The 25503-nt window shown below is 68.7% G+C and carries 28 protein-coding genes; 6 read left to right on the top strand and 22 right to left on the bottom strand.

Translation table 11 applies throughout. The features are described from left to right. Positions 1-13 precede the first annotated feature (13 nt). Positions 14-1375 (bottom strand): adenylosuccinate lyase family protein, encoded by a 1362-nt coding sequence (locus ACFE6Z_RS12565; RefSeq protein WP_375386024.1) that lies wholly within the window; start codon positions 1373-1375, stop codon positions 14-16. Between the two features lie 123 nt (positions 1376-1498). On the opposite strand from ACFE6Z_RS12565, the gene ACFE6Z_RS12560 reads away from it, so the two are divergent. Beyond that, the gene (locus ACFE6Z_RS12560) at positions 1499-2203 is read left to right on the top strand and encodes a type 1 glutamine amidotransferase domain-containing protein (RefSeq protein WP_375386023.1); all 705 of its coding nucleotides are present in this window, start codon (positions 1499-1501) and stop codon (positions 2201-2203) included. Between the two features lie 45 nt (positions 2204-2248). After that, a complete protein-coding gene (locus ACFE6Z_RS12555) occupies positions 2249-2569 on the top strand; it encodes a Dabb family protein (protein WP_375386022.1) in 321 nt (106 codons plus the stop codon). A 25-nt stretch (positions 2570-2594) separates the two neighbouring features. Here the strand turns inward: ACFE6Z_RS12555 and ACFE6Z_RS12550 are convergent, their stop codons facing one another. After that, positions 2595-3431, bottom strand: a complete 837-nt coding sequence (locus ACFE6Z_RS12550) for a ribokinase (protein ID WP_375386021.1) — start codon at positions 3429-3431, stop codon at positions 2595-2597. Positions 3432-3527: 96 nt separating this feature from the next. Between ACFE6Z_RS12550 and ACFE6Z_RS12545 the strand changes: the two genes are divergently transcribed. Further along, on the top strand, positions 3528-4490 hold the full coding sequence (locus tag ACFE6Z_RS12545; RefSeq protein ID WP_375386020.1) for a nucleoside hydrolase: 963 nt from the start codon (positions 3528-3530) through the stop codon (positions 4488-4490). A 37-nt stretch (positions 4491-4527) separates the two neighbouring features. Here ACFE6Z_RS12545 and ACFE6Z_RS12540 read toward each other — a convergent pair whose 3' ends face one another. The 3 genes from ACFE6Z_RS12540 to ACFE6Z_RS12530 all read right to left on the bottom strand — a co-directional run bounded on the left by ACFE6Z_RS12540 (position 4528) and on the right by ACFE6Z_RS12530 (position 7182). Then, entirely contained in the window at positions 4528-4896 is a 369-nt protein-coding gene (locus tag ACFE6Z_RS12540; RefSeq protein ID WP_375386019.1) for a hypothetical protein, read from the bottom strand. A gap of 122 nt (positions 4897-5018) precedes the next feature. After that, on the bottom strand, positions 5019-5894 hold the full coding sequence (locus ACFE6Z_RS12535; RefSeq protein ID WP_375386018.1) for a DMT family transporter: 876 nt from the start codon (positions 5892-5894) through the stop codon (positions 5019-5021). A 10-nt stretch (positions 5895-5904) separates the two neighbouring features. Next, complete coding sequence (locus ACFE6Z_RS12530) at positions 5905-7182, bottom strand: serine hydrolase domain-containing protein (RefSeq protein ID WP_375386067.1); 1278 nt, start codon at positions 7180-7182, stop codon at positions 5905-5907. Positions 7183-7262: 80 nt separating this feature from the next. Between ACFE6Z_RS12530 and ACFE6Z_RS12525 the strand changes: the two genes are divergently transcribed. Beyond that, complete coding sequence (locus ACFE6Z_RS12525; RefSeq protein WP_375386017.1) at positions 7263-7574, top strand: DUF2470 domain-containing protein; 312 nt, start codon at positions 7263-7265, stop codon at positions 7572-7574. Positions 7575-7615: 41 nt separating this feature from the next. Beyond that, a complete protein-coding gene (locus ACFE6Z_RS12520; RefSeq protein WP_375386016.1) occupies positions 7616-8269 on the top strand; it encodes a heme oxygenase (biliverdin-producing) in 654 nt (217 codons plus the stop codon). A 278-nt stretch (positions 8270-8547) separates the two neighbouring features. Here ACFE6Z_RS12520 and ACFE6Z_RS12515 read toward each other — a convergent pair whose 3' ends face one another. Then, entirely contained in the window at positions 8548-9906 is a 1359-nt protein-coding gene (locus ACFE6Z_RS12515) for an ATP-dependent RecD-like DNA helicase (RefSeq protein WP_375386015.1), read from the bottom strand. A gap of 129 nt (positions 9907-10035) precedes the next feature. Here ACFE6Z_RS12515 and ACFE6Z_RS12510 point away from each other — a divergent pair, with 129 nt between their 5' ends. Beyond that, positions 10036-11121 carry a hypothetical protein gene (locus ACFE6Z_RS12510; protein WP_375386014.1) on the top strand — a complete coding sequence of 362 codons (1086 nt, stop codon included), beginning with the start codon at positions 10036-10038 and terminating at the stop codon, positions 11119-11121. 38 nt (positions 11122-11159) lie between these two features. Here ACFE6Z_RS12510 and ACFE6Z_RS12505 read toward each other — a convergent pair whose 3' ends face one another. From ACFE6Z_RS12505 to ACFE6Z_RS12430, 16 genes are all read right to left on the bottom strand, one after another. After that, positions 11160-13238 carry a cytochrome c oxidase assembly protein gene (locus ACFE6Z_RS12505; protein WP_375386013.1) on the bottom strand — a complete coding sequence of 693 codons (2079 nt, stop codon included), beginning with the start codon at positions 13236-13238 and terminating at the stop codon, positions 11160-11162. Positions 13239-13379: 141 nt separating this feature from the next. Continuing rightward, a complete protein-coding gene (locus ACFE6Z_RS12500; RefSeq protein WP_150449442.1) occupies positions 13380-13667 on the bottom strand; it encodes an HU family DNA-binding protein in 288 nt (95 codons plus the stop codon). Positions 13668-13980: 313 nt separating this feature from the next. Then, positions 13981-14286, bottom strand: coding sequence for a 30S ribosomal protein S14 (gene rpsN / locus ACFE6Z_RS12495; RefSeq protein WP_375386012.1), 306 nt, complete (start codon positions 14284-14286; stop codon positions 13981-13983). 3 nt (positions 14287-14289) lie between these two features. Further along, on the bottom strand, positions 14290-14460 hold the full coding sequence (gene rpmG, locus ACFE6Z_RS12490; RefSeq protein ID WP_150449444.1) for a 50S ribosomal protein L33: 171 nt from the start codon (positions 14458-14460) through the stop codon (positions 14290-14292). After that, positions 14460-14696, bottom strand: coding sequence for a 50S ribosomal protein L28 (gene rpmB / locus ACFE6Z_RS12485; protein ID WP_036301133.1), 237 nt, complete (start codon positions 14694-14696; stop codon positions 14460-14462). Before rpmB ends, rpmG begins: the two co-directional genes overlap by 1 nt. Before the next feature lie 202 nt (positions 14697-14898). Next, positions 14899-15576 (bottom strand): DNA-3-methyladenine glycosylase, encoded by a 678-nt coding sequence (locus tag ACFE6Z_RS12480; RefSeq protein ID WP_375386011.1) that lies wholly within the window; start codon positions 15574-15576, stop codon positions 14899-14901. After that, complete coding sequence (locus tag ACFE6Z_RS12475) at positions 15573-17018, bottom strand: hypothetical protein (RefSeq protein ID WP_375386010.1); 1446 nt, start codon at positions 17016-17018, stop codon at positions 15573-15575. The genes ACFE6Z_RS12480 and ACFE6Z_RS12475 overlap by 4 nt, the downstream gene beginning before the upstream one ends. After that, positions 17008-17817, bottom strand: a complete 810-nt coding sequence (locus ACFE6Z_RS12470; protein ID WP_375386009.1) for a DUF1980 domain-containing protein — start codon at positions 17815-17817, stop codon at positions 17008-17010. The genes ACFE6Z_RS12475 and ACFE6Z_RS12470 overlap by 11 nt, the downstream gene beginning before the upstream one ends. 1 nt (position 17818) lies before the next feature. Next, the gene (locus ACFE6Z_RS12465) at positions 17819-18865 is read right to left on the bottom strand and encodes a permease (protein WP_375386008.1); all 1047 of its coding nucleotides are present in this window, start codon (positions 18863-18865) and stop codon (positions 17819-17821) included. Next, positions 18862-19263, bottom strand: coding sequence for a Fur family transcriptional regulator (locus ACFE6Z_RS12460; RefSeq protein WP_375386007.1), 402 nt, complete (start codon positions 19261-19263; stop codon positions 18862-18864). The genes ACFE6Z_RS12465 and ACFE6Z_RS12460 overlap by 4 nt, the downstream gene beginning before the upstream one ends. Before the next feature lie 65 nt (positions 19264-19328). Further along, positions 19329-20162 carry a metal ABC transporter permease gene (locus ACFE6Z_RS12455; RefSeq protein WP_375386066.1) on the bottom strand — a complete coding sequence of 278 codons (834 nt, stop codon included), beginning with the start codon at positions 20160-20162 and terminating at the stop codon, positions 19329-19331. Between the two features lie 23 nt (positions 20163-20185). After that, a complete protein-coding gene (locus tag ACFE6Z_RS12450) occupies positions 20186-21001 on the bottom strand; it encodes a metal ABC transporter ATP-binding protein (protein WP_375386006.1) in 816 nt (271 codons plus the stop codon). Next, positions 20998-21921, bottom strand: coding sequence for a metal ABC transporter solute-binding protein, Zn/Mn family (locus tag ACFE6Z_RS12445; protein WP_375386005.1), 924 nt, complete (start codon positions 21919-21921; stop codon positions 20998-21000). The genes ACFE6Z_RS12450 and ACFE6Z_RS12445 overlap by 4 nt, the downstream gene beginning before the upstream one ends. Positions 21922-22012: 91 nt before the next feature. Further along, positions 22013-23347, bottom strand: a complete 1335-nt coding sequence (locus ACFE6Z_RS12440; RefSeq protein ID WP_375386004.1) for a dihydrolipoamide acetyltransferase family protein — start codon at positions 23345-23347, stop codon at positions 22013-22015. 11 nt (positions 23348-23358) lie between these two features. Next, a complete protein-coding gene (locus tag ACFE6Z_RS12435) occupies positions 23359-24357 on the bottom strand; it encodes an alpha-ketoacid dehydrogenase subunit beta (protein ID WP_375386003.1) in 999 nt (332 codons plus the stop codon). Continuing rightward, positions 24354-25499, bottom strand: coding sequence for a thiamine pyrophosphate-dependent dehydrogenase E1 component subunit alpha (locus ACFE6Z_RS12430; RefSeq protein WP_375386002.1), 1146 nt, complete (start codon positions 25497-25499; stop codon positions 24354-24356). Before ACFE6Z_RS12430 ends, ACFE6Z_RS12435 begins: the two co-directional genes overlap by 4 nt. Between the last annotated feature and the right edge of the window lie 4 nt (positions 25500-25503).

Below are 25503 nucleotides of genomic sequence, written 5' to 3'. Positions count from 1 at the left end.
TCGTTCGAAGCTGTCAGGATGCGGCGCGCAATGCGCGATCGACGAGTTCGCCAGACAGGCCGGTGTAGTTCTCGGGCACGAGCAGGCGCGACAGTTCGGCGGCCGTCACTCCAGCTTGCGCGAATCCGTCCTGCTGCACGAGCGAGCCGATCAACGACTGGCCGGTCGACCAGGATTGCATGGCGGCCGCATATACGAGGTCGTGCGCTTCCACTTTGCCGAGGCCTTTGGACAGTGCCATCATCGCGACCTCGGAGAGCATGAGATCTCCGAGCTGATGCAGATTCTTGTGGATGTTCTCCCGATGGACGATCAGACCGCTGAGCAGAAAGTTCGTCTTGTCGAGCAGGCCGGAAGCCAGGGTGAACGCATCCGGGATGACGGTCCACTCGACGCCCCACATGGTCATGTCCCTCTCATGCTCCTGCATCATCGCGGTCAGCATCCCTGCGGGCTTCTCTCTCGCGAGGATGGCGTTGGCGATGATGAATTCCGCGTACATCGGGTTCTTCTTGTGGGGCATGGTGCTGCTGCCCACCTTCCCGTCGACGAACGGCTCTTCCAGCTCAGCAACCTCGGTGCGCTGCAGCACGCGGATTTCGTTCGCGATCTTTCCGCACGACGCCGAGATCATCGCCAGCACGCTCACCAGTTCGGTGAAGCCATCGCGTGATGTATGCCACGGCGTGACCGGAACTTCGAGATCGAGGTGAGCCATCATCCGCTCGAGGATGTCGATACCGCGGTCGCCGAACGCGGCGAGAGAACCGACGGCGCCGCCGAGCTGCCCGACCAGAACGCGTGGTTTGAGCTCCCGCACTCGTTGCTCGTGACGCTGGAATTCGGTCAGGAGGACGGCGAACTTGAGTCCGAGAGTGATCGGGAGCGCGTGCTGGGCATGAGTACGCCCCACCATCGGAAGGTCGCGGTAGCGCTCGGCAAGGTCTCGCAGAACTACTTGGACGGTGCCCAGCTGCTCCTCGATCACGGCGATCGCGGCCTTGCACTGCAGCACCAGTCCAGTGTCGGTGATGTCTTGCGTGGTCGCTCCCAGGTGTACGTAGGGCTCGCCATCGCGCGACGCCGCGGCCAATTCGCGGATCACGGAGATGCAGGGGTGCGCCGTGAACGCGACGTCTTTGCCGAGCTCGTCGAGGTCGAAGTCGTGGTCACTCGCGGCGCGGGCGATGTCGACCGCGGCCTCTGGGGGAATCACGCCCAGCTCGGCCTGGGCCGTCGCCAGACCGACTTCGGCCTGCAACCACGACCTCACCATCGCCTCATCGGTGAACAGGCCCTGGACCCGTTCGGACGAGAAGAGTCCGCCCAGCACGCGCGAATCGGTCAGGTGGGATGACGGCGGAGGGGGTTTCATGATCTCATTCCTGGCTTCGAGGTGCCCTCCGCAGTCAGCGGAGTGAACTCGGGGTGTTGACAATCTCGGTGCTACTGGAGAATATAGTAAAACGTTTGAACGCATTCAGCAAGGGAGCAGATGATGGCGAAAGTATTGATGGTGGTCTCGGCCGCAACCCATTGGACTCAGGCGGACGGCAGCAAGCATCCGAGCGGATACTGGGCGGAAGAACTCGTGGTGCCGCACGAGGCGCTCACGCGAGCGGGGCACACCGTCGACATCGCGACACCGGGGGGCCGCGCACCGACGGTGGACCAGACGAGTTTCAATCCCGATATCGCGGGGCCCGAGGTCGAGCGCTTCGCGGCGTATATCGACGGGATCTCGGATGTGCTCGAGAACACCGTGCCGCTCGAAGAGGTGGATGTCGCCGGGTATGACGCCGTCCTCATTCCCGGCGGGCACGGACCGATGGAGGACTTGGCGGTCGACCGCTCCATGGGGCGGGTGCTGCGCGCAGCGCACGCGGACGACAAGATCATCGCAGCCATCTGCCACGGTCCTGCGGCGCTGCTCAGCGCCGCCGATGGCGACGGGGAGTGGCCCTTCGCCGGCCGAACGGTCACGTCGCTGACCGACGAGGAGGAGACGCTGTTCGGCACCGCCGCGAACGCAGCGTGGCTCTTGGAGTCTCGGCTACGCGAGAACGGCGCACAGTTCGTCGGAAGCGTTCCGTGGCAGTCTCATGTGGTTGTCGATGGGCGGCTCATCACGGGCCAGAACCCCGGTTCGAGTGCCGAGACCGCACAAGAACTGAATGCCCTGCTCGCGTCGGACGCGAACTGAGACACGGCGCTAACGACATCCGTTTCCCGGTGAGGATGCACTCGAATGATCGCTCACGTCGTCACCTTAACCTTCGTGGAGGGAGCAGGCCCGGCCACGATCGATGAGTTTCATACCGCGTTGACGCGGATGCGGGTTGAACTCGGAGACCGGATCGTGTCGTACCACCACGGCCCCGCGCTGGGCCTTCGTCCCGACGGGGCCGACTACGCCATCGTGTCGGTCGTACGAGACGAAGAGGCGCTGCACCACTACCTGGACAGCAGCGCGCACCAGGCCGTCAACGCCGAATTCGCAGATCGGCTCTTCGCCGAGCGCCGGGCGGTGCAGATCGACTACGTCGCCGAAGGAGGCTCGCCAGACTGATTCGCCCTGCGGGGCGCAGCCCGCCTCAGCGGTACGAGTGGAGCGTGCGCAGCGGCGGCTGCGCTTCCGCGTGGGTGACAGCATCCGCTCCCACAGCGCTCGCGGCGCGCAGCGCCTCGTCGTCCGCCCACCCGGCGTGCAGGGCGAGAGTGATCGCCGCGCAGAACGCGTCGCCCGCTCCGACCGAGCTCACGACCGAGACGCGCGGCGCTGACACCCGGGCGACCTCGCGACCGTGCCGCCGCAACGCAGCCCCATCGGCCCCGTACGTCACCGCGACCAGCCGCGCGCCTGTCAGTTCCGGCAGCAGCGCGAACTCGTTCTCGTTCACGATGATCAGGTCGGCCCGACGGACGAGCGAGTCGGGCAGCGGGCGGGCGGGCGCCGCGTTGATCGCGAGGAATCCGGCGACATCGGCCAGGGCCGTCACGATCTCGAACGGGATCTCGAGCTGGGCGAGCACCGCTTCGTCGGGCGAGAAGCTCACGCCGTCCAGCGACACGTCCGCGTTCGCCCCCGGGCACACCACGATCTGGTTCTCGCCGGCCGCATCCACGGTGATCAGCGCGGTGCCCGTCGCCGACTCGCCCAGCCAGACGTCGGCGGTGTCGACTCCGGCATCGCGCAGGCTCTGCAGCATCCACTGGCCGTCCGAATCGTCGCCCACAGCGCCGATCATCCGCACCCGGCCGCCGAGCCGCGCCGCGGCGGCGGCCTGATTGGCACCCTTGCCTCCGGGAAGGCGCTGCAGGGTGCCGCCGAGAACGGTCTCGCCGGCGCCGGGAAGACGGGCGACGGATGCGGTGAGGTCGACGTTGATGCTGCCGACGACCGCGAGCGAACCGAGCTGCGACGAGGTCATGTGCTCATTCCATCACGGGCAGGCGGCCGGGCCGGGGTATAACCGATGGTGGGCCGGCTGCACTGCGCGAGCCGACGAATCACGACGAGGAGCGCCATGACCGACCCGATACCCGTCTACCTCGACTGCGATACGGGAGTGGACGACGCCGTCGCGCTGGCCTATCTGCTGCGCTCACCGCACGTCGATGTGGTCGGCATCGGCACCGTGAGCGGCAACACCTCGGCCGCCCAGGCGGCGCGCAACACCCTCGACCTGCTCGGCCTCGCGGGCGTCGACAGCATTCCCGTCGCGATCGGCGCGCACCACCACTCGTCGCACGAGTACGCCGGCGGCGCCGCGCACGTGCACGGCGACAACGGCATCGGCGGCGTCGAGCTGCCCCGTTCGGCCCGGGAGCCCGAAGACGTCACCGCGGTCGAGTTGCTCATCGACCTCTCGCACCGCTACGAGGGGCGCCTGCACCTGGTCACGATCGGACCCCTGACCAACATCATCGAGGCCTTGGCGGCCGACCCGACGCTGCCGACGCGCATCGCGGGCGTGGCGACGATGGGTGGCGCAGCATCCGTCCCGGGCAACATCACGCCGGTGGCCGAGGCGAACATCTTCAACGATCCGGCCGCGGCCGACGCGCTGCTGACGGCTGAATGGGACGTCACGCTCGTTCCACTGGACGCCACGATGGAGCACACCCTCAGCGAAGACGATCGCGTCACGCTCGCCGAAGCATCCGATCCTCTCTTGCGCGCAGTGGGAGCGATGCTCGACCACTACTTCGAGTTCTACCTGCCCACCTACGGCGTGCGCACCAGCGCCCTGCATGACCCGCTCGCGGCCGTGATCGCGGCGGGCGGTACGACGATCACGCGCGGACCGAGGGTGCCCGTGCGGGTCGACACCACCCACGGCCCCGGGCGCGGTCAGACGATCGCCGACCTGCGCGGGCAGCGGCTGGGCGATCGCGATCACCCGGAGGCGCGCACCCGCGTGGTGCTGGAGGTCGACGGATCGATCTCGGCGCACCTCATGGAAGTGCTCACCGGCGAGCGCCCCTAGCGGCGCACCGCGGGATCAGCGGCGGATCAGCGGCGGATCAGCGGCGGAAGAACGCGCTGGCCGCCTTCGTCCAGAGCAGGATGATGCCGATCAGCGCGAACAGTCCGCTCACGATGGCCGACCACGCGTTCGCGGGCGTCGCGAACAAGGTGAAGACTGCGTTGACGAGGTTGAGCACGAACACGATGGTCGCGATGAGCCGCGCGGCCGGGCTGCCGCGCCAGAGCCCCGCACCCACGAGGATCGTGATGACGCCCAGCGCGATCGAGATCCACGCGGCGACCGTGATCGCCGACGAGATCGGCACTACGAACAGGGCGAGGATGCCGGCAATCAGCTGCAGAAGCCCCGAGATCCAGGCGAGGATCGATACGACAGTGACTCCGCCGGGCCGGGTTCCCGCCATGACGACTCCTCCGTTCGGCGCACTGTGCGCGGTATGAGTTCGCGCGCTGTGCGCGGTATGTGCCGCCAGGATATACCCGCGCCGGGCCGCGACCGCGGCGCCCAGGGCGGTGTATCGGATGCTCAGCCCAGTGGCTGCGCCGTCTCACGCGCCGCCCGGTTGGAGGCCAGCACCGCGCCGATGCTCGCCGCGATGACCAGCGCGATGCCGACCACCTCGACCCACGTGAGAGCCTGACCGAGGAGCACGAATCCGGCGAGCGCCGCCGTCGCCGGCGAGACCGCCATGAGGATCGCGAACACGGCCGGCGGCAGCCGGCGCAGGGCGATCAGCTCGAGCGCGTACGGGATGGTCGAGGAGAGCAGCGCGACGGCCGCTCCCAGCGCGAGCAGGTCGACGCGCAGCAGCGCGGATCCGGCCGAGACCACACCGAACGGCAGCGACAGCAGGGCGCCTGCGGTCATCGCGAGCGCGAGGCCGTCGAGTTTGGGGAACTCGCGGCCGACCCGTGCCGAGGCGAGGATGTAGAACGCCCAGCTCGCCGCAGCGCCGAGGGCGAACATCACGCCGATCGGATCGAGGCGGTCCCAGCCGCCGCCGCCCAGCGCGACGACGCCGGCCAGGGCCAGCAGCGCCCAGAGCCAGGCGGACGCGCGGCGGCTCGCGACGATCGAGAGGACGAGCGGCCCGAGCACTTCGATCGTCACGGTCACGCCGAGGGGAAGCCGCTCGAGGGCGAGGTAGAACAGCCCGTTCATGAGGGCAAGGACCCCACCGAGCCAGAGCACCGACCGCCAGGCGAAGCCAGAATGGCCGCGCAGGCTCGGCCGGGCGATCAGGAGGAGCGCGATCGACGAGAAGACGAGCCGCAGCATCACCATGCCGAGCGCCCCGACCGACGGGAAGAGCAGCACCGCGAGGGATGCCCCGACCTCCTGGCAGATCAAGCCGACAACGACGATCAGGATGGCGGGGGTCGTCCCCGCGCGGGTGATCAATGACGTCGGGTCATTGCGCCGGGGCGCACATCGCACCGGCGGTGATCAGATCGCGGTACTGTTCCGGCGTCCAGGGCAGGCCGGCGTCCGGGGCGGTCTGCCCCGCCGCGGGCGGCGCCTTCGACGCGATCGCGGCGAGCTCCCAGCTGAGCGCCGAAGCGAAGCCGGGACCGGCGGCCGAGTTGTTGAGCACGACGGCCACGGTCAGCCCGCTGTCGGGATCGGAGAAGGCCGCAGTGAGGTAACCGGGAACGGCGCCGTACTGACCGATGAGAGACCCTGCCTTGTACACGCCCCCGCCCGTCGTGAACCACGACGGCGCTCCGTCGGCCGGCGGCGTCGCCGTGGCGAGCCGGTCGGTTCCTGCGGGAAGGAGCGAGCCCTGCGCGAGCGCCCGCGCATAGTGCCCGAGATCCTGGATGTCGGTGACCGCGCCCGAGTCGGTGAACGCCGAGCTCGGCGACAGAGCGGTGATGTCGAGCGGCGCGGCGCAGTTCACGACGCCGTCGCCGCCCCGTTGGGAGTAATAGCCCTTGAGCACGGTGGCACTCGCGGAGTCGGGTGCCGAGTCGGGCAGGCTGCTCGCGTCCATGCCGAGCGGGCCGAACACGTCCTCCTGCAACAGCTCCGCTGCGCTCTGGCCGCTGGCCCGCTCGAGCGCGAGACCGAGGAGGAGGTAGCCCGCGTCGGAGTCGCGCCATGCCGCGCCCGGCTGAGTCGTGCGAGCCTGACCGAGTCCGAAGCTCGCGAATTCCCGGGGGTTCCACACGCGCGACGGGTTGGCCAGGAGCTCGCCCATCAGCACCGCAGACGACGAGCCGATCCCCGACGTGCCGTCGCACAGCTGGCGGAGGGTGACGTCCTTCAGGTCGGGCACGCCCGACACCCACTTCGTGACGCTGTCGTCGAGACCCATCGTCCCTGCCGCGGCGAGCCGGTAGAGCACGTCGCACGTCATGGCGCGCGTCACGGTGCCCGCCCGGAACTGAGCATCGACGCTCACCGCATCGCTGCCGGCCGGAGTCTGCGTGCCCAGCGCGGTCACCCAGGTTCCGCTCCATGGCGCCCACACCCCCACGATCGCCCCCGGTGACCCGGTCGCCGTCATCGCGGCGGTCACGGCATCCTGCAACTGCTGCACGGTCTCAGCGGTGAGCGTCGCCTCGACCTGAGCGGGACTGTCGACCCGGACGCGGGCGTCGGCGGCACAGCCGGCGAGCACCACGATCATCGCGACGACGCCCGATAGCGCCGCGACGACGCGGTGACGTCTAGGACGGGCCCGCATACTCACCCCCGAGGAATTATGCATTGAATTCAAACACACCGCGGCCGCTGCACGATCATCGGCGTCCGTAGGCTGGATGGATGACGCACCTCTTCGACGACGCCGCCCGCGCGGGTGTGCTCGGCCACATGAACGACGATCACTCCGACGACAACCTGCTGATCGCGCGTGCATTCGGTGAGGATCGGGATGCTGCGGCCGCCGTGATGACGGGGTTCGACGGTGACGGCGGCACATGGCTGGTCGAGCTCTCCGACGGTGCGCCGGCGACGCTGAAGGTGCCGTGGCCGGGCGGGGCGATCACCGAGCGTCGCGAGGTGCGCCGCGAAATCGTCGCACTGTACGACGAGGCGTGCCTCCGCCTCGGACTGGAACCCCGCCCACACGCGTGATCATCAGTAAGGGGCGCCTTACCTTGAGCTATGATGAAGGTATGGCCGACCTCGTCTCCTTCTCCGCAGCCTTGCGCGAGCGCTCCAGCGGAGCGCACTCCGGCAGCGAGCATGCCGGATTCATGTCCGACCTCATGCAGGGCAGAGGTACCCGCGAAGACTATGTCGCCCTCGTGGCCCAGCACTGGTTCATCTACGCCGCGCTCGAGAGCGCCGCCGAACGGATGCGCGTCGACCCCGTGGCATCCGTCTTCCTCAGCGACCGCCTCACCCGGATTCCCGCCCTCGAGGCCGACCTCGAGTTCTTGATCGGCGCTGAGTGGCGCGAGCGCATCGAGCCGCTGCCGACCACGCAGCGCTACGTCGACCGCATCAACGCGGTGGCGGCCACGTGGCCGGGCGGCTTCGTGGCGCACCACTACACCCGCTACCTCGGCGACCTCTCGGGCGGACAGTTCATCGGCCGCCTCATGGCCAGGCAGTTCGGGTTCGAGACGAACGGCATCGGGTTCTACCTTTTCGCCGACATCGCCGATCCGAAAGCGTTCAAGGAGTACTACCGCGAGCAGCTGGATGCCGCGCCGTGGGATGCCGCGGAGCAGGAGCGCGTGATCGACGAGGTGCTGGTGGCCTACGGGTTCAACACCGACCTGTTCGTCGACCTTGCCGAGGCGAAGGCGCGGCAGGTCGCCTGATCCACCCCCCTGCGGTGATCGAGTAGCGAGCTTGCGAGCGCCCTTTGCGGTGATCGAGTAGCGAGCGCCAGCGAGCGTATCGAGATCCCCCGGACCGACGTACTACGCAGGCCCTGATCTCGATACGGCGCTGGCGCGCCTACTCGATCTCCGCGGGGCACGGCGCTCGCGCGCCCCTTGCGGTGATCGAGTAGCGAGCTTGCGAGCGTATCGAGATCCCCCGGACCGACGTACTACGCAGGCCCTGATCTCGATACGGCGCTGGCGCGCCTACTCGATCACCGCGCGGCCCGGCGCCGCTCGGCCATGAACCGCTGCACGTCGGGGTCCACGCGGATGTCGCTCGGGCGCAGCGGCCGCGACAGGTACAGCCCGTCGAGCGAGGTCAGCCGCGACAGCGCCACGTACGTCTGCCCCGGGGCGAACGCGCCCGAGCCCAGGTCGATCACCGCGCGGTCATAGGTCTTGCCCTGCGACTTGTGGATCGTGACCGCCCACGCCAGCCGCAGCGGAAACTGCGTGAACTCGGCCACGATCTCGCGGGTCAGCGCCTTCGAACCCGGGTCGTACGCGTAGCGGTACCTCTCCCACACGGCCGGTTCGACGTCGTGCGTCTCGCCGTCCACCTCGACGCGCACGCTGCCGCCCGCGATCCGCGTGACGGTGCCGATCGTGCCGTTCACCCAGCGCGGCGGCTCGCCGAACGTCGACGTGTCGTTGCGCAGGAACATCACCTGGGCGCCGACCTTCAGCTTGAGCTCGGCATCCGCGGGATACGAGGCATCCCCCCTCCCGAAGTCGCCGCTGATCTCGGCATTCGCGGTCTGCTCGCGGCCGACCAGCTCGGTCAGATGCCGGCGGTTGATGCTGTTGACGATGTCGTTGCGGGTCGCCAGGGTGATGATCGGATGCTCGCCATCAGCCGGATCCGGAGGCGTGCGCGCGCCGGTGTCGTTGAGCACCTGCGCGATGTCGGCGGTCACGTGCCCGTACCGCACCGCGTTGAGCATGGCCTTGAAGGCTGGATCGGCCTGGCGGTGGATGTCGACGAGTTCACGGATGTGCAGGTGCGCACCGTAGGCGCCGAGATCCATCAGCCCGTCGCTCGCGACGTCGCCGACCCATACCTTGGCGTCGAAGAACCAGAACGAGCGGTAGTGGTCGTTGACGTAGCGCAGCTCGTCGCCTCGGGGTGGCACGGGGGCGAGCTGGTACGGGTCGCCGAACATCACGATCTGCACGCCGCCGAACGGCTCGGCCTTGCGCCCACGAGCCTGCCGCAGGGAGCGGTCGATGCCGTCCATCAGGTCGGCGTTGACCATCGAGATCTCGTCGATCACGAGGGTGTCGATCGCGTTGAGGATCTTGCGTGTGGCGTCGGACTGGTCGAGCTCGCCGTCGGCGATGAGACCGATGGGTAAACGGAAGAGGGAGTGGATCGTCTGACCTTCGACGTTGAGCGCCGCGACACCGGTCGGCGCACACACGGCGATCTGCTTCGACGTGTTCCACGCGAGGTGCTGCAGAAGCGTGGATTTGCCTGTACCCGCGCGACCGGTCACGAAGACGTGGTCGCGCGTGTCTTCGATGAGCCGGAACAGCGCCTCCTGCTCGGCGGACAGGGCAGGCGCGTTCACCGCTTCATGCTAACCGCGGGCGTGCTGAGGCCCGTGCGCCGCACCCGCAACGGTGGACAGCCCAGCGAACCCGTGTCGGGAATGACCGCGCCCAGCACCATCCCTGGCGGCCTTTCCTAGACTGAGCCCGTGGACCAAGGGGCGGTGGATTCGACGACGCGCCCCCGCGCGCGCGCTCCTCGGCGCAAGGGCCTCGCCTTCGACATGACCGCGCTCGCCGTCGTGGGCATCCTGCTCATCGCCGCCGTCGCGGCCGGTGCCCTGTCGATCTCGCAGGAGTTCTACAGCGCGCGGGCCTTCGTCGAGCGCTACCTCGGACTGCTTTCGGAGCGACACGCGGCAGATGCGCTCGCCCTCCCCGGCGTCGCGATCGAGAGCGAAGACCTCGCCGCTGCCGGCATCCCCGCTCACGCGGACGATGCTCTGCTGCGCCGTGACGCTCTCGCCAGCCTCACCGATGTGCGCACGGTGTCGGAGGAGGTATCGGGCGAGCTGACCCGCGTCACCGTCTCGTACGTGGCGGGCGGCCACCCCGGGACGACCACGTTCGAGGTGGAGCGCGATGGATGGATCGGCATCGCGCCTGTCTGGCGCTTCGCGACGAGCCCGCTCGCGGTGATCGATCTGACGGTCCGCGGCTCGATGACCTTCGACGTCAACGGCTTCGCGCTCGACAAGCGCCAGGTCTCGCCCGACGGCCTCGACGCCGCTGGCATAGCGCCGCTCCCTCTGCTGGTGTTCTCACCGGGTGTCTACTCGGTGTCGGTGAACACCGCGATCGCCACGACGCCGGGTGTCGCCGTGCTCTCCGACAGCCCGCTCACCTCGGTTCCCATCGAAGTGCAGGCACAGCCCACGCCCGAGTTCATCCAGGTCGTGCAGGAACGCGTCGACGACTTCCTGGCCACGTGCGCCCGGCAGCAGGTGCTGCAGCCGACGGCATGCCCGTTCGGCTATCACCTCGAGGATCGCGTCGTGTCACCGCCGACGTGGTCGATCGCACAGTCGCCCGCCGTCGCGGTCGTGCCGGACGGTGCCGGCTGGCAGATTCCGGCGACCTCGGCCCTGGCCCATATCCAGGTCGAGATTCGCTCGCTCTACGACGGCTCGCTGAGCGAGGTCGACGAAGACGTGGCGTTCGATGTGAGCGGCTCGATCGTGATCCTGCCGGACGGCAGTGCGTCGATCATGGTGAGCGGGCCCGGTTCGTCCTGAGAGGGATGCTGTCGCTTCGCGCACCGCCTCCCGCAGCGTCAGCGGCCGGCCCGCGCGTCGTGCTCGGCCAGCGCCGCGAGTCTGGCGTTGTAGGCGTCGAGTTCGGAGTCGCCCGAGCGGTCGACCTGACGGTCGCGACGCTTCTGCGCCCTGTCGTCGTTGCGGCTCCACTGGATCGCGACGACGATCGCGAGGATCAGGGTCGGCAGCTCGCCGATCGACCACGCCACGCCGCCGCCGATGTATTGATCCTCGAGCGGAGTCGCGCCCCACGTTCGCCCCAATGCCCCGAACCACTCGGACACCATCAGGCCGGACTGCATCATGATCGCGATGCCGAAGAACGCGTGCATCGCCATGATGCCGATGAGCACCACGAGCCTGCCCGCGTACGGCAGACGGTAGGGGACGGGGTCGATGCCGATCAGCGTCAGCACGAACAGGTACCCGGTGATGAGGAAGTGGGCGACCATCCACTCGTGACCGATGTGATCGTACAGCGACCAGCGGAACAGATCGGTGAAGTAGAACACCCAGAGCGACCCGATGAACAGCCCCGCCGCGACGAACGGATTCGTCAGCACTTTGGCCAGGGGCGACTGCACCGCCCAGAGGATCCACTCCCTGCCCCCGCGCGATCCGTCGTCGCGCTTGCGGATCGCACGGGCGGCGAGCGTGACCGGCGCCCCCGACACCAGCAGGAGCGGGATCGCCATGGTCAGGAGCATGTGTCCGACCATGTGCACACTGAACAGGTAGTCCTGGTAGGCGTTCACCGGGCCGCTCGTGACCCACAGAAGCAGCAGCATCCCGAGCACCCAGAAGACGGTGCGGTAGAGCGGCCACCGGTCGCCTCGGCGATGCATGCGCCATACGCCTGCGAGGTAGAAGAACAGGCCGAACCCGACGACGAACGCCCAGAGCATGTCGACGTCCCACGACGTGAACCAGCGCGCGAGGGTGAGCTCGGGAGGCATCGCCGAGCCGGTGAGGATGACGGCGGGTGTCTGCTCGGGAAGAGCGCCGCCCGTCGGCGGCGGTGTGCGAGCGAGGGCCGCGGCCGTGCCGCTGGCGACGCCCATGAACGCGAGCTCGAGCGCGATGAGCCACCAGAACAGACGCGATGCGCTGCCACTCGGTGACGTCGTCGCTGTCGGTGGTGCGGTGGGCGCAGCATCCCCCATCCGTGCGATCAGGAAGCGACGGTAGATCGCACCGAGCACGCCGATCGCGATCAGCGCCGAGGCCTTCACGAGCACCAGTGCGCCGTAGGGCGACGAGAAGAGGGCCTCCCACGTGCCCACGCCGATTGCGGCGCGCACGGTGCCGGAGACGGCGACCACGACGAATGCGCCCAGCGCGATGCTGGAGTACCTCAGCAGCACGGCCTGCATCCGCTCGATGGTCAGCAGCGGTCGGATCGCGACGAGCAGGATGAGCCCGCCCAGCCACACCGCCGCGGCGATCATGTGCAGGACGAGCGTCATCACGGCCGTGGTGTGGTTCGACTCCTCGCCCGAGTGGCCGAGCGTGCCCATCGGCACGACTGCGGCGACGGCGAGGATCGCCACGAACAGCGTGGCCGTCCACGATCGCACCGCGAACGTGAGGACGGTCAGGCCGGCTCCGGCGATCGTCGTGATGAGCCAGCCCCGACCCGTCTCGACGTCGACCAGGAAGCGCCCGAGCTGCTGACCGAACGCGGCGTCAGGGCTGACTGCCGCCGGGATCACGTTGAGGAATGTGAGGAATCCGGTGACGCCCGCGGCGATGGTGAACAGGGCGGCGGAGATGGATGCCACATCCAGCGCCGTGTCGAACTCCTGCTCGCCGGCGCGCAGTGCGAACAGGGCGAGCACGAGCGACCCGACCATCCCGGCGGCGCTGAGATTCACCGCGAGCGTGGCGATGGGAAGCCCCCACCGGACGACCACGCCGGGGTCGCCGATCACGAGCGGCACGGCGCCGCCGCCGAACGCGAGCCCGCACAGCAGCGCGACGAGCGCGACCACGATGAGGATCGCGGGGCCGGCCACGCGGAGCGCGCGGGCGGGGACCCCAGGCGCCGGGGCTCGGCTCGGCGCTTGAGCGCCGCGCTGAGTGGGCGTGAGGGTCATCGTTCCAGCCTACGTTCACGATCGGAGCCGGTGCGTTCCGTCTCCTCGCTGCGCTCGTCGCTCAACGACCGCCTCGCTCGGACCAACGAGAAGGGGGGATGCCGCAGCATCCCCCCTCTCGAGGGTCGAACCGAGTCGCGTCTACTTGACGGCAGCCTTCAGCTTCGAGCCGGCCGTGACCTTGACGCGCTTGCCCGCGGGGATCTTGATCTCGGCGCCCGTCTGCGGGTTGCGGCCCGTGCGAGCCGACGTCGCGACCTGCTCGAAAGCGATCCAGCCCGGGATCGACACCTTGCTGCCCTTGGCGACGGCCTCGGACACGGTGGAGAAGAGGGAGTCGAGCACGCCCGACACAGCAGCCTGGCTCTGACCGGTGGCGCTGGCGATGCTCGCGACGAGCTCGGTCTTGGTGATGGACTTGTCAGCCATGGGGTTGTCCTCCAAGGCGGCAAGCGCCGCCTTTTCATTGCTCGGACCGGACGGCGTCTGCCTTCCGGCTGGTCGGATCGACCGCCCTCGACTATAGCCAGAATCCGCGGAAATACGCGGATTTCCGGCCGCCGCGGGCGATTCGACCGGCGTGTCGTCGTGTTTCGTGTGATTGGTGGTGCCCCTGTGGCTGGTGCTGACCATCGGGCACACGCACTCTTCATCCCCTCGAGAATCGGTGTGGCGCGTGGGCGAGAGCGCGAAAGGCCCGCAGATCCGAGGATCTGCGGGCCTTTCGCGTGGTGCGGGTGGGCTACCAGCTCGACTTGGTCACGCCGGGCAGCTCGCCGCGGTGTGCCATGTCACGGAAGCGGACACGCGAGATGCCGAACTTCGTGAGGACACCGCGGGGGCGACCGTCGATGACGTCGCGCGAACGCAGACGCACCGGCGACGCGTTGCGCGGCAGCTTCTGCAGACCGACGCGAGCGGCTTCACGCTCTTCGTCGGTCGAGTTCGGGGCGATGAGCGCCTTCTTCAGTTCGGCGCGCTTCGCGGCGTAGCGGTCGACGACCACCTTGCGCTGCTCGTTGCGCGCGATCTTGCTCTTCTTGGCCATGGATCAGCGCTCCTCTCGGAAGTCGACGTGCTTGCGGATGACCGGGTCGTACTTCTTCAGCACGATGCGGTCGGGGTTGTTGCGGCGGTTCTTGCGCGTCACGTAGGTGTACCCCGTGCCGGCGGTCGAACGCAGCTTGATGATCGGACGGATGTCCTGGGCCTTCTTCGCCATTAGAGCTTCACACCCTTCGCGATGAGGTCTTTGACGACGGACTCGATTCCGCGGGCGTCGATGACCTTGATGCCCTTGGCCGAGACGTTGAGCTTGATGTTGCGGCCCAGCGACGGCACGAAGTACGTCTTCTTCTGCACGTTCGGGTCGAAGCGACGCTTCGTCCGGCGGTGCGAGTGGCTGATCGAGTGACCGAAGCCGGGAACAGCTCCAGTCACCTGGCACACTGCTGCCATAGTGATTTCTCCTTCAATACCGTGAGACCGGACGGCCTCACCCAAGATCCCTTGTCTGTCCCGCACACCATGACGCGGCCCTGTGGAGGACCGAGAGGAGTGTGGGGGCGAACTGCTCGCGTGGAAGGCGCGCAGACAAAGAGTCAGTCTAGCACGGGCCGCGTCTCGCGCCGGGTGACGGACGGATGCCGGAGCCCGGCGCTCACGACGGTCCGGCCCCGCGCCCCCACCGGAAGGGTGAGACCGTCGGGTCGTCCGCGATCCAGAAGCGCCAGGGGAAAGCATCCGTCCCCGCGACTCCCGCCACTCCGACGCGCGGACCGGCGACGACGTCGGCAAGGGGGGAGCTGCGCAGTTCGAGCCGGGCGGTCGCGCCGTGCCACTCGGCGCCCGAGATGGCATCGATCCCGTCGTGGAGGGGATGCCGCAGCCCGATCGCATCGCCGAACCGGCCAGGGCCCCGTGCCAGGTCGCGATCGCTGCGCACGACACCCCCACGCTCGAGGCGATGGCGGAGCGCAGCATCCCGACCGACGACGATCTCGCCCGCCCGCAGCAGGATTCCGCCCGCCGTGCCGTCCGGGCCGGACACGACATTCACGCAGGAATAAATGCCGTGGCTGAGGTAGACGTAGAGGTGACCCGGTTCGCCCCACATGGTGGCATTGCGCGCGGTCGGTCCGCTGCGCGCGTGCGAGCCGGGATCGGGGACCGGACCCGTGCCGAGGCCGTGATAGGCCTCGACCTCGGTCAGCCGAACGGTCACGACATCACCGCCGCTTCGGACGGTCAGGTGCGCACCCAGCAGCCGAGGGGCAACCTCGACGGGCAGCCCGATCAGGTCGGCGCGCGTCGCGGGACGCAGCTCCGGCGGGCTCATTTGGGCGGGATCTGGCACCACGACGCATCGAATCCGGTCACGTTCACGGTCTCGGCCCCCGTGGACAGGTCGACGATGTGGGTGTCCATGCGGGCAGGGAGCGGCAGCTGATACGTGTCGAACCTGTTGCCGACGATCTTCGGCGCGACCAGGATCGCGACGTACCGGCCGCTCGGCGACACGCAGGTCTGGATCACGGAATCTTCGGGCGGTGAGGAGAACACCGGAGTGGTGGTGCCGTCGGCGGCGACCACGGCGACGCTGGTGCCCAGCACCGTGACGGCGTTCTCGATCTTGTTGATGATCTGCACCGTCCCGGCATCCGAGCCCGGCAGCGGGGTGACCGCCGCGACTCGTCCGAGGTCGACCGCAGGGTCGACGAAGGGCGTCTCGGTGCCGTCGGTCAGGTTGACGACGTGACGACCGTCGGGGCGGAGGACGACGGCCTGCGACGACCCGCGGGCGATGCCGTCGATACTCATCGCGTTGCCGAGCGACACCGGGTCTGCGCCTGACGAATCGGTCAGCAGCAATCTGCCGTCGAACGCGAGGAGCAGGATGCTGGAGGTGTCGGGCACGAACCGCCACTCCGAGACGCGCACGTCGCCACCCGCCACGGCCACAGGAGTGGGGGCGTCGGAGGCCGCGGAGTTCTTGAGCGACGCAGTGAAGAGTGCACTCTCGCGCCCGGAGGTGGCGTTGAGCGAAGCATCCGAATAGGTGTACCCGATCAACTCGCCGCGATCGGCGCTCTGCAGATTGGTGACGAATCCATCGCCGGGCAACGGCAACTCGCGCTGCGCCCCGCCGTCCGGATCGGTCACGATCAGCGCCGCCTTCCCGCCCGCGGCGGTGCCGTCGCCGGTGCGGACCGAGACGACGAGGTGGTTCGTGGTCGCGCGGAAGTCTTCGATGTGCGGATGCGAGAACACCGGAACGGCGGTGACCCCGGCGAGGTCGGTGCGGAAGATCGTGTCGCCCTGCGCCGCTCGCCGCAGCACGTAGATGTCGACCGGCGGCGTGGAGAACGTCTCGGTCACCGATCCGGTCGGCCCGCCGCCGATCCCCTCGAGACCGGCGATCGTGACCGTGTAGTCGGTCGCATCATGCAGCGGCAGCACGAAGCGCACGCCGACACTGCGCCCCGAGGTGTCGACGGTGAACGGCGTCGCCGGAGTGACCGTGACCTGGCTCGCATCGACCGGCGTGAGCGACTGGGTAGTCGTGAGGATCAACCGCGAGCCCGACGCCTGCACCGCCGCGGTCGGATCGATCTGGACGTCGGTGATCCGTGGACCCTGCGCCATGATGCCCGCGGCGCCGGCCAGGCTGACCACCGACAGCACGCCCACGACCAGGGCGAATCCGACGGCGAACGCCCGGCCGCGCCGACGATGGGTGCGCGCACGACGGGTGGACTGCGGCATCCCGTCAGTACTCATACGGGTCCTGCGGCTCCGGCGTCGAGGCGACCGAGGTGGGGCTGATCTCCAGCTTCCCGTCGGGGTTCGTGCGCACGGTTCCGGTCACGGTGACCCACTGGCCGGTCTCGGGCGGCGATCCGTCTGCCGCGATCGGCACGCTCGCCGTCTGCGCGTCGATCACGCAGTGCGTGATCACCAGGCGGGTGAGCTGGAAGCCGGTGCCGCCTGTCGCGGGGGTGGCGAACCCGGTGAGCGTCACGGTGTCGCCGTCGAACGCGTCGGGGTTCGTCGAGGTCGCGAATGCGCTCGCCCATGCGCCGATCCCGAACGACGAGGTGTCTCCGGTGGAGGCGAGGGCGACAGCATCCGCTCCGGCGAACAGCGGAGGGGCACCGACGTCGCGCGACATCGCGAGCTCGGCCGACAGCGAGGCCGGCGGCAGCAGGAGGATCGAGAGGACGACGGCGGATGCTGCGACCCCGCCGACCACGGTGACGCCGATGCCTGCCCGCTCGGCCCAGTTGCGGCCTCCGCGCGGGGTGAAAGGTCGCTCGTCGACGGGCTCAGCGACCGGATGGTGGTGGTCGTGGATCTCGCCGGCACCGTGATCATGGCCGTGGTCGGCCTCGGCGCCGAGCGGCAGCAGGAACGACAGCACCGCGCCGACGAGCACGAGCACGGACATCCCGGCGGCGAACCACGTCGAATCGGGGTTGATGTAGAGCGCGAGACGGCCGGTGAGCGTGAGAGACAACGTCACGACCGCCAGGCATGAGGCGAGGCCCACGCCCAGCCACCGCGTTCCGAGTCTGCTCATCTCACGCAAGGAGATTCACCACCGTTCCGATGGCGAACGCCGAGAGCACGACGACGACGACCATGCCGACGAGCACCGGTGTGCGGAATGTCGTGCGCAGCAGGGCGAGCATCTTGACGTCGACGAGCGGGCCCACGAGCAGGAACGCGACGATCGAGCCCGGCGTGAACGTCGACGCGAACGACAGGGCGAAGAACGAGTCGACGTTGGAGCAGATCGAGACCACCATCGCGAGCGCCATCATCGCGACGATCGACAGGGCAGGGTTCGAGCCGATCGCCAGCAGCGTGTCGCGGGGGATGAGCACCTGCACCGCTCCCGCGATCGCCGAACCGATCACGAGAGCCGGCATCACCGACCGCAACTCGACGATGAACTGCGCGAGGCTGCGGCGGCCGCGGCCGCCGGATTCCTGCGTCACGATCTCGCGCGTCTCGAGGAAGCGCTCGGTCAGCAGCGAGTCGGGGTCGGGGTGGCGGCTGTACAGCCAGCCGATCAGGTTGGCGATGAGGTAGCCGCCGACGAGGCGGGCGATCAGGATGCCGTCGCTCCAGCCGAACGCCTGGTGGGTCGTGATGATGACGATCGGGTTCACGATCGGCGCGGCCACGAGGAAGGTGAGTGTCTCGGGGACCGAGAAGCCGCGCATCAGCAGGCCTCGGGCGAACGGTACATTCCCGCATTCGCATACCGGGATCACCATGCCGAACAGCGACAGCACGGCGCGGCGCGCCCACGCTCGCCGCGGCATCCATCGCTCGATCACACCGGGCGGAACCCACACCTGGACGACGATCGAAAGGACGACGCCGAGCACCACGAACGGCAGCGACTCGATGAGCACGCTGATCGCGAGGGTGAGCCCGTCCTGAGCTCTCGTGGGAAGGGATGCCGGGTAGAAGGTCGGCGCGAGCGCGTCGACGAGGAAGAGCGCGACGACGAATGCGACCCCGACTGCGAGCCAGACCGCGGCGCGCGCGACCGGGCTGCGGCCGGGTGGGGGTGCCGACGTCTGCACCGGCCCGGCTGCGGTACTGCGCAGGCTCACGCGCTCTCGCGTGCCTTCGCGCAAGACGAGCACAGCCCAAAGATGTCGACCACGTGCTCGGCCTCGATGAAGCCGTGCGTCGCCGCGGTGCTGCGGGCCCACTGCTCGACAGCCGTCGCCTCGATCTCGACGGTCAACCCGCACGACCGGCAGATCAGGTGATGGTGGTGGCCGGGGCTCGCGCACGCGCGGTAGAGGCTCTCGCCCTCGGGGCTCTGCAGCGAATCGGCTTCGCCCTGCGAGGCGAGGCCCGCCAGGGCTCGATAGACGGTGGCCAGGCCGATGCCCGTATTCTCGTCACGCAGCGTGGCGTGCAGACTCTGGGCGCTCACGAATCCGCGCGATTCGGCCAGCGCTTCGCGGACGCGATCGCGCTGCCACGTGTTGCGCTGAGTCATGGCGGCGATTATAACGAGGCGTCCTGTGCGTGGGCTGGCTGTGCCGGCCGGAGCATCCTGCCTGGTCAGTCCGCGCGCGACACCCGGTCGCGCCGCGCGCCGACCAGTCTGCAGACGAGGTAGATGACGAACGAGATGGTCGTGATGTACGGGCTCACCGGCAGAGTGCCCATGATCGCGAGCAGGATGCCGCCCACCGCCGACACGAAGCCGAACACCGCTGCCAGCACCGGCACCGAGAGCGGGCCGGACACCACGCGCATGGCGGCCGCGGCCGGCGTCACGAGCAGCGACATCACCAGCAGCGCACCGATGATGTGCACGCTGACGGCGACGATGAGGCCGAGCAGGATCATGAAGGCCAGCGACACCGCGGTCGTGGGCACACCGCGCGCTGCGGCGGACTGCGGGTCGAGCGAATCGAATCGCAGCGGGCGCCAGATGAGCAGGATGCCCAGCAGCACCACCACGGCGATGGCGATCAGCAGACCGAGCTGGGTGTTCTGCACCGACACGATCTGCCCGGTCAGCAGACTGAACCGATTGGCGCTGCGCCCGTTGTAGAGCGAGAGGAACAGGATGCCGAGGCCGAGGCCGAACGGCATCAGCACGCCGATGATCGAGTTGCGATCGCGAGCGCGGGCGCCGAGCCAGCCGATCAGCCCCGCCGCGACCAGCGAACCGACGACCGAGCCGGTGACGACATCCACGCCGAGCAGCAGCGCCGCCGCCGCGCCCGCGAACGAGAGTTCGCTGATGCCGTGCACGGCGAACGCCATGTCGCGCTGCATGACGAACACCCCGACGAGGCCTCCGACCAGACCGAGCACGGCCCCGGCCACCACCGAGTTCGACACCAGTCCGAGGATCTCGCCGTAGTCGCTCAGCCCGCCGAACATCGCGTCGGCGACATCCGACCAGTTCACTCGGGAACCTCGTCGTGGTGATGGTGCGCCGCTTCGGCGTCGGGGGCGCCAACGACGACGAGTTGACCGCTGGCGCGTAGCACCGACACCGGCACGCCGTACAGCGCCGTCAGCACCGCCGAGTTGAGCACTTCGTCGGGGGTGCCGAGCGAGAAGGTGCCGTTGGCGAGATAGAGGATGCGGTCCACGCTGCCGAGCACCGGATTGATGTCGTGCGTCACCAGCAGAACTCCCGCATCCGACTTCCGCCGGTGCGTGTCGATCAGGCCGACGACCGCGCGCTGGTTCGCCAGGTCGAGGCTCGTGAGCGGCTCATCGCACAGCAGCAGTCGGGGGTTGTCGGCGAGCGCTTGGCCCGCGCGCAGCCGCTGCTGCTCGCCGCCCGACAGCAGCCCCACCGGGCGATCGGCGAAGTCACGCGCGCCCACCGCGTCGATGAGGGCGTCGATGCGCTTCTTGTCTCCGCGGCGAGGAATGGGCAACCCGAAGCGGTGTCCGTCGACGCCGAGCGAGACGAGGTCTCGCCCGCGCAGCGCCGCATCCCGCGGCAGCGGTCGCTGTTGCGGGATGTAGCCGATGTTCCGGTTTCCGGCCGAGTTGACTTCAGACCCCAGCGCCGTGATGGTGCCGGCGCTGAGCCTCTCCAGCCCGAGGATCGCCCGCAGCAGCGTGGTCTTGCCTGCACCGCTCGGCCCGAGAACCGCGATGAGCTCCCCGGGCGCCACGGTGAGGTCGAGGCCGCTCCAGAGCTCTCGGGCGCCACGCCGAAGCGCCGCGCCCGAGATTTCGAGGGGATTCGCTCGGGAGGTCACTGCTTCAGTGCGTCTCCGAGTTCTTTGACGTTCGCCTGCATCCACGAGATGTAAGTCTGTCCTTCGGGGAGGGTTTCCGAGAATTCGAGCACCGGCACCCCGGCGGCCTTGGCCGCATCGATGATCTGAGTCGTCTCGGCGCCGCCGGTCTGGGCATTGACGATGACGACCTGCACGTCTTTGTTCTTCACGAGGTTCAGTGATTCGAGCAGCGTGGCCGGGGGCACATCCTGGCCCTCTTCGACCGCTTCGCTGAACTCCGGTGGCGTCGCGTTCTGGATGCCGGCGGCGGTGGTCAGGTAAAGCGGCACCGGCTCGGTCACGAAGACCTTCTCACCTGTGTGATCGGCCGCGATCGCACCGAGCGAGTCGCGAAGCTCGGAGAGCCTGCTCTTGAACGCAGCGACTCTGGTGCTGAAGTCATCGGCGTGATCGGGGTCGAGCTTCGTGAGCTCGTCGGCGATCTCGTCGGCCACGACCGACATGGCCTCCTGGTCGTACCAGACGTGCTCGTTGAATCCCTCGAGGTTGTCTTCGCCGGGATAGTCCGACTCTGCGGCGGCGCCGACGATGACCGGGGCCGTGGACCCCGACGAGGTGATGAGCGACTGGATGAACGAGTCGTAACCGCCGCCGTTCTGCACGATGAGGTCAGCGTTCTTCACGGTCAGCTGGTCTTTCGCGCTGGCCTCGAACTCGTGCGGATCCTGCGATGCCGACGAGATGATCGAGGTGACGTCGATGTCGTCACCGCCGATCTCGTCGAGGATCTCGCCATAGACGTTGGTCGAGGCGACCACGTTGAGCTTGCCGTCATCCGAAGACGACGCGGACGAGCCGGTGGCGGTTCCGGCGCAGCCGGCGAGCAGGAGAGCGGATGCTGCGGCCACGCCGAGCAGCAGAGGAAGACGTCGGGTCATCCCGCCAGCGTACAGCTACTGATAATCATTCTCAAACCACGATGGACGACAGCGAGACCCTGCGCATGTCTCAGACGGTGGTCGACGAGGCTCAGTCGAGCAGGAGAGCCGGCTCCTCGAGGATCGATGCGATGTCGGCGATGAACCGCGACACCCCGTCGCCGTCCACCACGCGGTGATCGAACGAGCCCGACACGGTGGTCACCCAGCGAGGGCGCACCTCGCCGTCGACGACCCACGGCTTCTGGCGGATCGTACCCAGCGCGACGATGCCGACCTCGCCGGGGTTGATGATCGGGGTACCGGCATCCATCCCGAAGACCCCGATGTTGGTGATCGTGATCGTGCCGCCGGACTGATCGGCGGGCGTGGTCTTGCCTTCGCGTGCCGTGATCGTGAGCTTCTCGAGCGCGCGCGCGAGGCCTTGCATGTTGAGGTCTTGCGCGTCCTTGATGTTCGGGACGAGCAGTCCTCGGGGGGTGGCGGCGGCGATCCCGAGGTTGACGTAGTGGCGCACGCGGATCTCGGCGCCGTTCTCGGCGTCGATCCAGGCGGCATTGACCATGGGCGTGCGGCGCACGGCCCAGATGACGGCCCTGGCCATGATCAGCAACGGCGAGACCTTGGTGTCGGCGAAGTCGGGCGAGGCCTTCAGCCGCTTGACGAGCTCCATCGTGCGCGACGCGTCGACGTCGGTCCACACCGACACGTGCGGCGCGGTGTAGGCGCTTCGGACCATCCCCGACGCGGTCGCCTTGCGCACACCCTTGACCGGGATCGTCTCTTCGCGCTCCCCTGCCGCCGGAACGGGCACGGGCGCCTGGGGTCGCGGGGTCGTGACGGCGGCCGGAGCGACGGGGATCGTCTCCTCCCGCACGGCACCCCATTCGGGCGTCTCGATGTTGCGGAAGACGCTGGCCTGCGACGCGTGCCCCACGACATCGTCTCGGGTGATCTCGCCTGCCGCGCCCGTGGGCGTGACATCGGCGAGGTCGACGTCGAGGTCGCGGGCGAGCTTGCGGATGGGCGGCTTGGCCGCGACGCCGACGGATGCTCGGACCACCGCGTCGGCTGCCGGCTTGCGCCGGCGCGACTGGACATGCCCCGCGCTCCCGTAGCCGACGAGCACCGCACCGCCGGTCTCTTCGGCCTCGAGCGGGGCGGACGGCACATCGGTGACGGTACCGGTCCCGGCGATCGTGATGATCGCGGCGCCCACATCCACGGTGTCGCCCTCACCCACCAGCAGCTCGCCGACGACTCCCTCGAAGGGGGAGGGCAGCTCGACGAGCGATTTGGCCGTCTCGATCTCGACCAGGACGTCGTTGATCCCCACTGTGTCGCCGGGGGCGACGTGCCACGCGACGATCTCGGCCTCGGTCAGCCCCTCACCCACATCGGGCAGATGGAACGTCTGGGTGCTCATCGCTTGTCCAATCAGTAAGCCAGCGCGCGGTCGACGGCTTCGAGGATGCGGTCGGCGTCGGGCAGATACAGTCCCTCGAGCTTGGCCGGAGGGAACGGTGTGTCGAACCCCGAGACGCGCAGCACGGGCGCCTCGAGTGCGTAGAACGCGCGCTCCATGACCGTCGCGGCGACCTCGCTGCCGAGAGAGGTGAATCCCGGCGCCTCCTGCGCGTAGACCATGCGCCCGGTGCGCCGCACCGAGTCGAGGATCGGGCCGTAGTCGACGGGCGACAACGAGCGCAGGTCGATGACCTCGCAGCTCGTGCCCTCCGACTCGGCGAGCGCGGCGGCCTGCAGCACTGTGGCCACCATCGCACCGTGCGCGACGAGAGTCACGTCGGTGCCGCGCCGGACGATGCGGCTCGCATGCAGCGGGAGGGCGGGGGCCGAAGCATCCACCTCGCCCTTCTGCCAGTAGCGGCTCTTGGGCTCGAGGAAGATCACCGGGTCGTTCGAGCCGATCGCCTCCTGGATCATCCAGTACGCGTCGTTCGGCGTCGACGGGCTGACCACGCGCAGACCGGGCGTATGCGTGAAGTAGGCCTCGGGGCTCTCCTGGTGGTGCTCGATCGCCCCGATGTGGCCGCCGTAAGGGATGCGGATCACGACGGGCATCTGCAGCGCCCCCTCGTGGCGATACGTGAGCTTCGCCAGCTGCGAGGTGATCTGGTCGAAGCCGGGATAGACGAATCCGTCGAATTGGATCTCGCACACCGGGCGGAAGCCGCCCATCGCCAGGCCGATCGCCGTCCCGATGATGCCGGATTCGGCCAGCGGGGTGTCGAGCACCCGTCGTGCGCCGAAGTCGGCCTGCAGGCCTTCGGTGACGCGGAACACGCCGCCGAGGAGCCCGATGTCCTCACCCATCAGGATGACGCGGTCCGAGTCTTCCAGTGCCCTGCGCAGCCCGGCGTTGAGCGCCCGGCTGAACGGCATGGTCGAGATCGCGCTGGATTCCTCGCCGCTCATGAGGCCCCCTCCTCGAAGGATGCCTCGTACCCCGCGAGCCACTCGCGCTCGGCCTCGACGAGCGGATGCGGATCGGAGTACACGTTCTGGAAGATCTGACCGGCTGGAAGGCCGCCCAGGCTCATCGTCCGGGTGCGCACATCGTCGGCGAGCGCCCGCGACTGCTCCTCGACGTCGGCGAAGAAGGCGTCGGAGGCTCCGCGGCCGCGCAGGAACACCCGCATCCGCTCGATCGGGTCGCGTCGCGCCCACGACTCCTCTTCGGCGCTGCTGCGGTACTTCGTCGGATCGTCGCTGGTGGTGTGCGCGCCCATCCGGTAGGTCATCGCCTCGATCGCGCGGGGTCCGCCCCCGGCGCGCGCCTCATCGAGGGCGACCTTCGAGACGGCGTAGCTGGCGATCACATCGTTGCCGTCGACCTGCACGCTCGGGATGCCGATTCCCTCGCCGCGCCGGTAGAGCGGCGAGCGCGACTGGGTCGAGACCGGCACCGAGATCGCCCACTGGTTGTTCTGCAGGAAGAACACCTCGGGCGTCTGGTAACTCGCCGCGAACACCATCGACTCGTGGACATCGCCCTCACTGGAAGCGCCGTCGCCGTAGTAGACGATGACGGCTTCGTCGCGCTCGGGGTCGCCCGTGCCGCTCCTGCCGTCGAACGCGATTCCCATCGCGAGGCCGGTCGCGTGCAGCGTGTGCGCACCCAGGACGAGGGTGTAGATGTGCGTGTTGCCGTTCTTCGGGTCGAAAGGATCCCACCCCCCGTGCGTCAGCCCGCGCATCACGCGGATGATGTCGACGAGGTCGACGCCGCGGATCATGCACACGACGTGCTCGCGATACGAGGGGAACAGGTGGTCCTGCGGCCGCGCCGCGCGCGCCGAGCCGACCTGCGCGGCCTCCTGGCCGAAGCTCGGCGGCCACAGCGCCAGCTGGCCCTGCCTCTGCAGATTGGTCGCCTCGCGGTCGAACGCGCGGATCACGGCCATGTCGCGATAGAAGCCTTCGAGGTCGGCATCCGTCAGCGCGTCCACGAGCGCGAGGTAGGGTTCGGCGGCCGGCGTCGGCGCCAGCGAACCGTCGGCGGCCAATACCCGTACGAGTCGGGGATCGTCGAGCCCGGCTCCTTGTAGCGACGTCACCGTT

It is taken from the genome of uncultured Microbacterium sp., from assembly GCF_964244775.1.
Taxonomy (GTDB): Bacteria; Actinomycetota; Actinomycetes; order Actinomycetales; family Microbacteriaceae; genus Microbacterium.
Note: the sequence above shows the minus strand (reverse complement) of the source record. Positions and strands in the feature narration are given on the sequence as shown.

Bases quoted from the DNA above. Each gene is read 5' to 3' on its own strand.
- ACFE6Z_RS12540 (WP_375386019.1), bottom strand. From the start codon at position 4,896: ATGGCGGGAACCCGGCCCGGCGGAGTCACTGTCGTATCGATCCTCGCC.
- ACFE6Z_RS12435 (WP_375386003.1), bottom strand. From the start codon at position 24,357: ATGAGCGGCGAGGAATCCAGCGCGATCTCGACCATGCCGTTCAGCCGG.
- ACFE6Z_RS12555 (WP_375386022.1), top strand. From the start codon at position 2,249: ATGATCGCTCACGTCGTCACCTTAACCTTCGTGGAGGGAGCAGGCCCG.
- ACFE6Z_RS12455 (WP_375386066.1), bottom strand. From the start codon at position 20,162: ATGTTCGGCGGGCTGAGCGACTACGGCGAGATCCTCGGACTGGTGTCG.
- ACFE6Z_RS12505 (WP_375386013.1), bottom strand. From the start codon at position 13,238: ATGACCCTCACGCCCACTCAGCGCGGCGCTCAAGCGCCGAGCCGAGCC.
- rpmG (WP_150449444.1), bottom strand. From the start codon at position 14,460: ATGGCGAAGAAGGCCCAGGACATCCGTCCGATCATCAAGCTGCGTTCG.
- ACFE6Z_RS12480 (WP_375386011.1), bottom strand. From the start codon at position 15,576: ATGAGCCCGCCGGAGCTGCGTCCCGCGACGCGCGCCGACCTGATCGGG.
- ACFE6Z_RS12440 (WP_375386004.1), bottom strand. From the start codon at position 23,347: ATGAGCACCCAGACGTTCCATCTGCCCGATGTGGGTGAGGGGCTGACC.
- rpsN (WP_375386012.1), bottom strand. From the start codon at position 14,286: ATGGCCAAGAAGAGCAAGATCGCGCGCAACGAGCAGCGCAAGGTGGTC.
- ACFE6Z_RS12460 (WP_375386007.1), bottom strand. From the start codon at position 19,263: ATGACTCAGCGCAACACGTGGCAGCGCGATCGCGTCCGCGAAGCGCTG.
- ACFE6Z_RS12475 (WP_375386010.1), bottom strand. From the start codon at position 17,018: ATGAGTACTGACGGGATGCCGCAGTCCACCCGTCGTGCGCGCACCCAT.
- ACFE6Z_RS12565 (WP_375386024.1), bottom strand. From the start codon at position 1,375: ATGAAACCCCCTCCGCCGTCATCCCACCTGACCGATTCGCGCGTGCTG.
- ACFE6Z_RS12520 (WP_375386016.1), top strand. From the start codon at position 7,616: ATGGCCGACCTCGTCTCCTTCTCCGCAGCCTTGCGCGAGCGCTCCAGC.
- ACFE6Z_RS12530 (WP_375386067.1), bottom strand. From the start codon at position 7,182: ATGCGGGCCCGTCCTAGACGTCACCGCGTCGTCGCGGCGCTATCGGGC.
- ACFE6Z_RS12525 (WP_375386017.1), top strand. From the start codon at position 7,263: ATGACGCACCTCTTCGACGACGCCGCCCGCGCGGGTGTGCTCGGCCAC.
- ACFE6Z_RS12470 (WP_375386009.1), bottom strand. From the start codon at position 17,817: ATGAGCAGACTCGGAACGCGGTGGCTGGGCGTGGGCCTCGCCTCATGC.
- ACFE6Z_RS12560 (WP_375386023.1), top strand. From the start codon at position 1,499: ATGGCGAAAGTATTGATGGTGGTCTCGGCCGCAACCCATTGGACTCAG.
- ACFE6Z_RS12550 (WP_375386021.1), bottom strand. From the start codon at position 3,431: ATGACCTCGTCGCAGCTCGGTTCGCTCGCGGTCGTCGGCAGCATCAAC.
- ACFE6Z_RS12545 (WP_375386020.1), top strand. From the start codon at position 3,528: ATGACCGACCCGATACCCGTCTACCTCGACTGCGATACGGGAGTGGAC.
- rpmB (WP_036301133.1), bottom strand. From the start codon at position 14,696: ATGGCAGCAGTGTGCCAGGTGACTGGAGCTGTTCCCGGCTTCGGTCAC.
- ACFE6Z_RS12500 (WP_150449442.1), bottom strand. From the start codon at position 13,667: ATGGCTGACAAGTCCATCACCAAGACCGAGCTCGTCGCGAGCATCGCC.
- ACFE6Z_RS12445 (WP_375386005.1), bottom strand. From the start codon at position 21,921: ATGACCCGACGTCTTCCTCTGCTGCTCGGCGTGGCCGCAGCATCCGCT.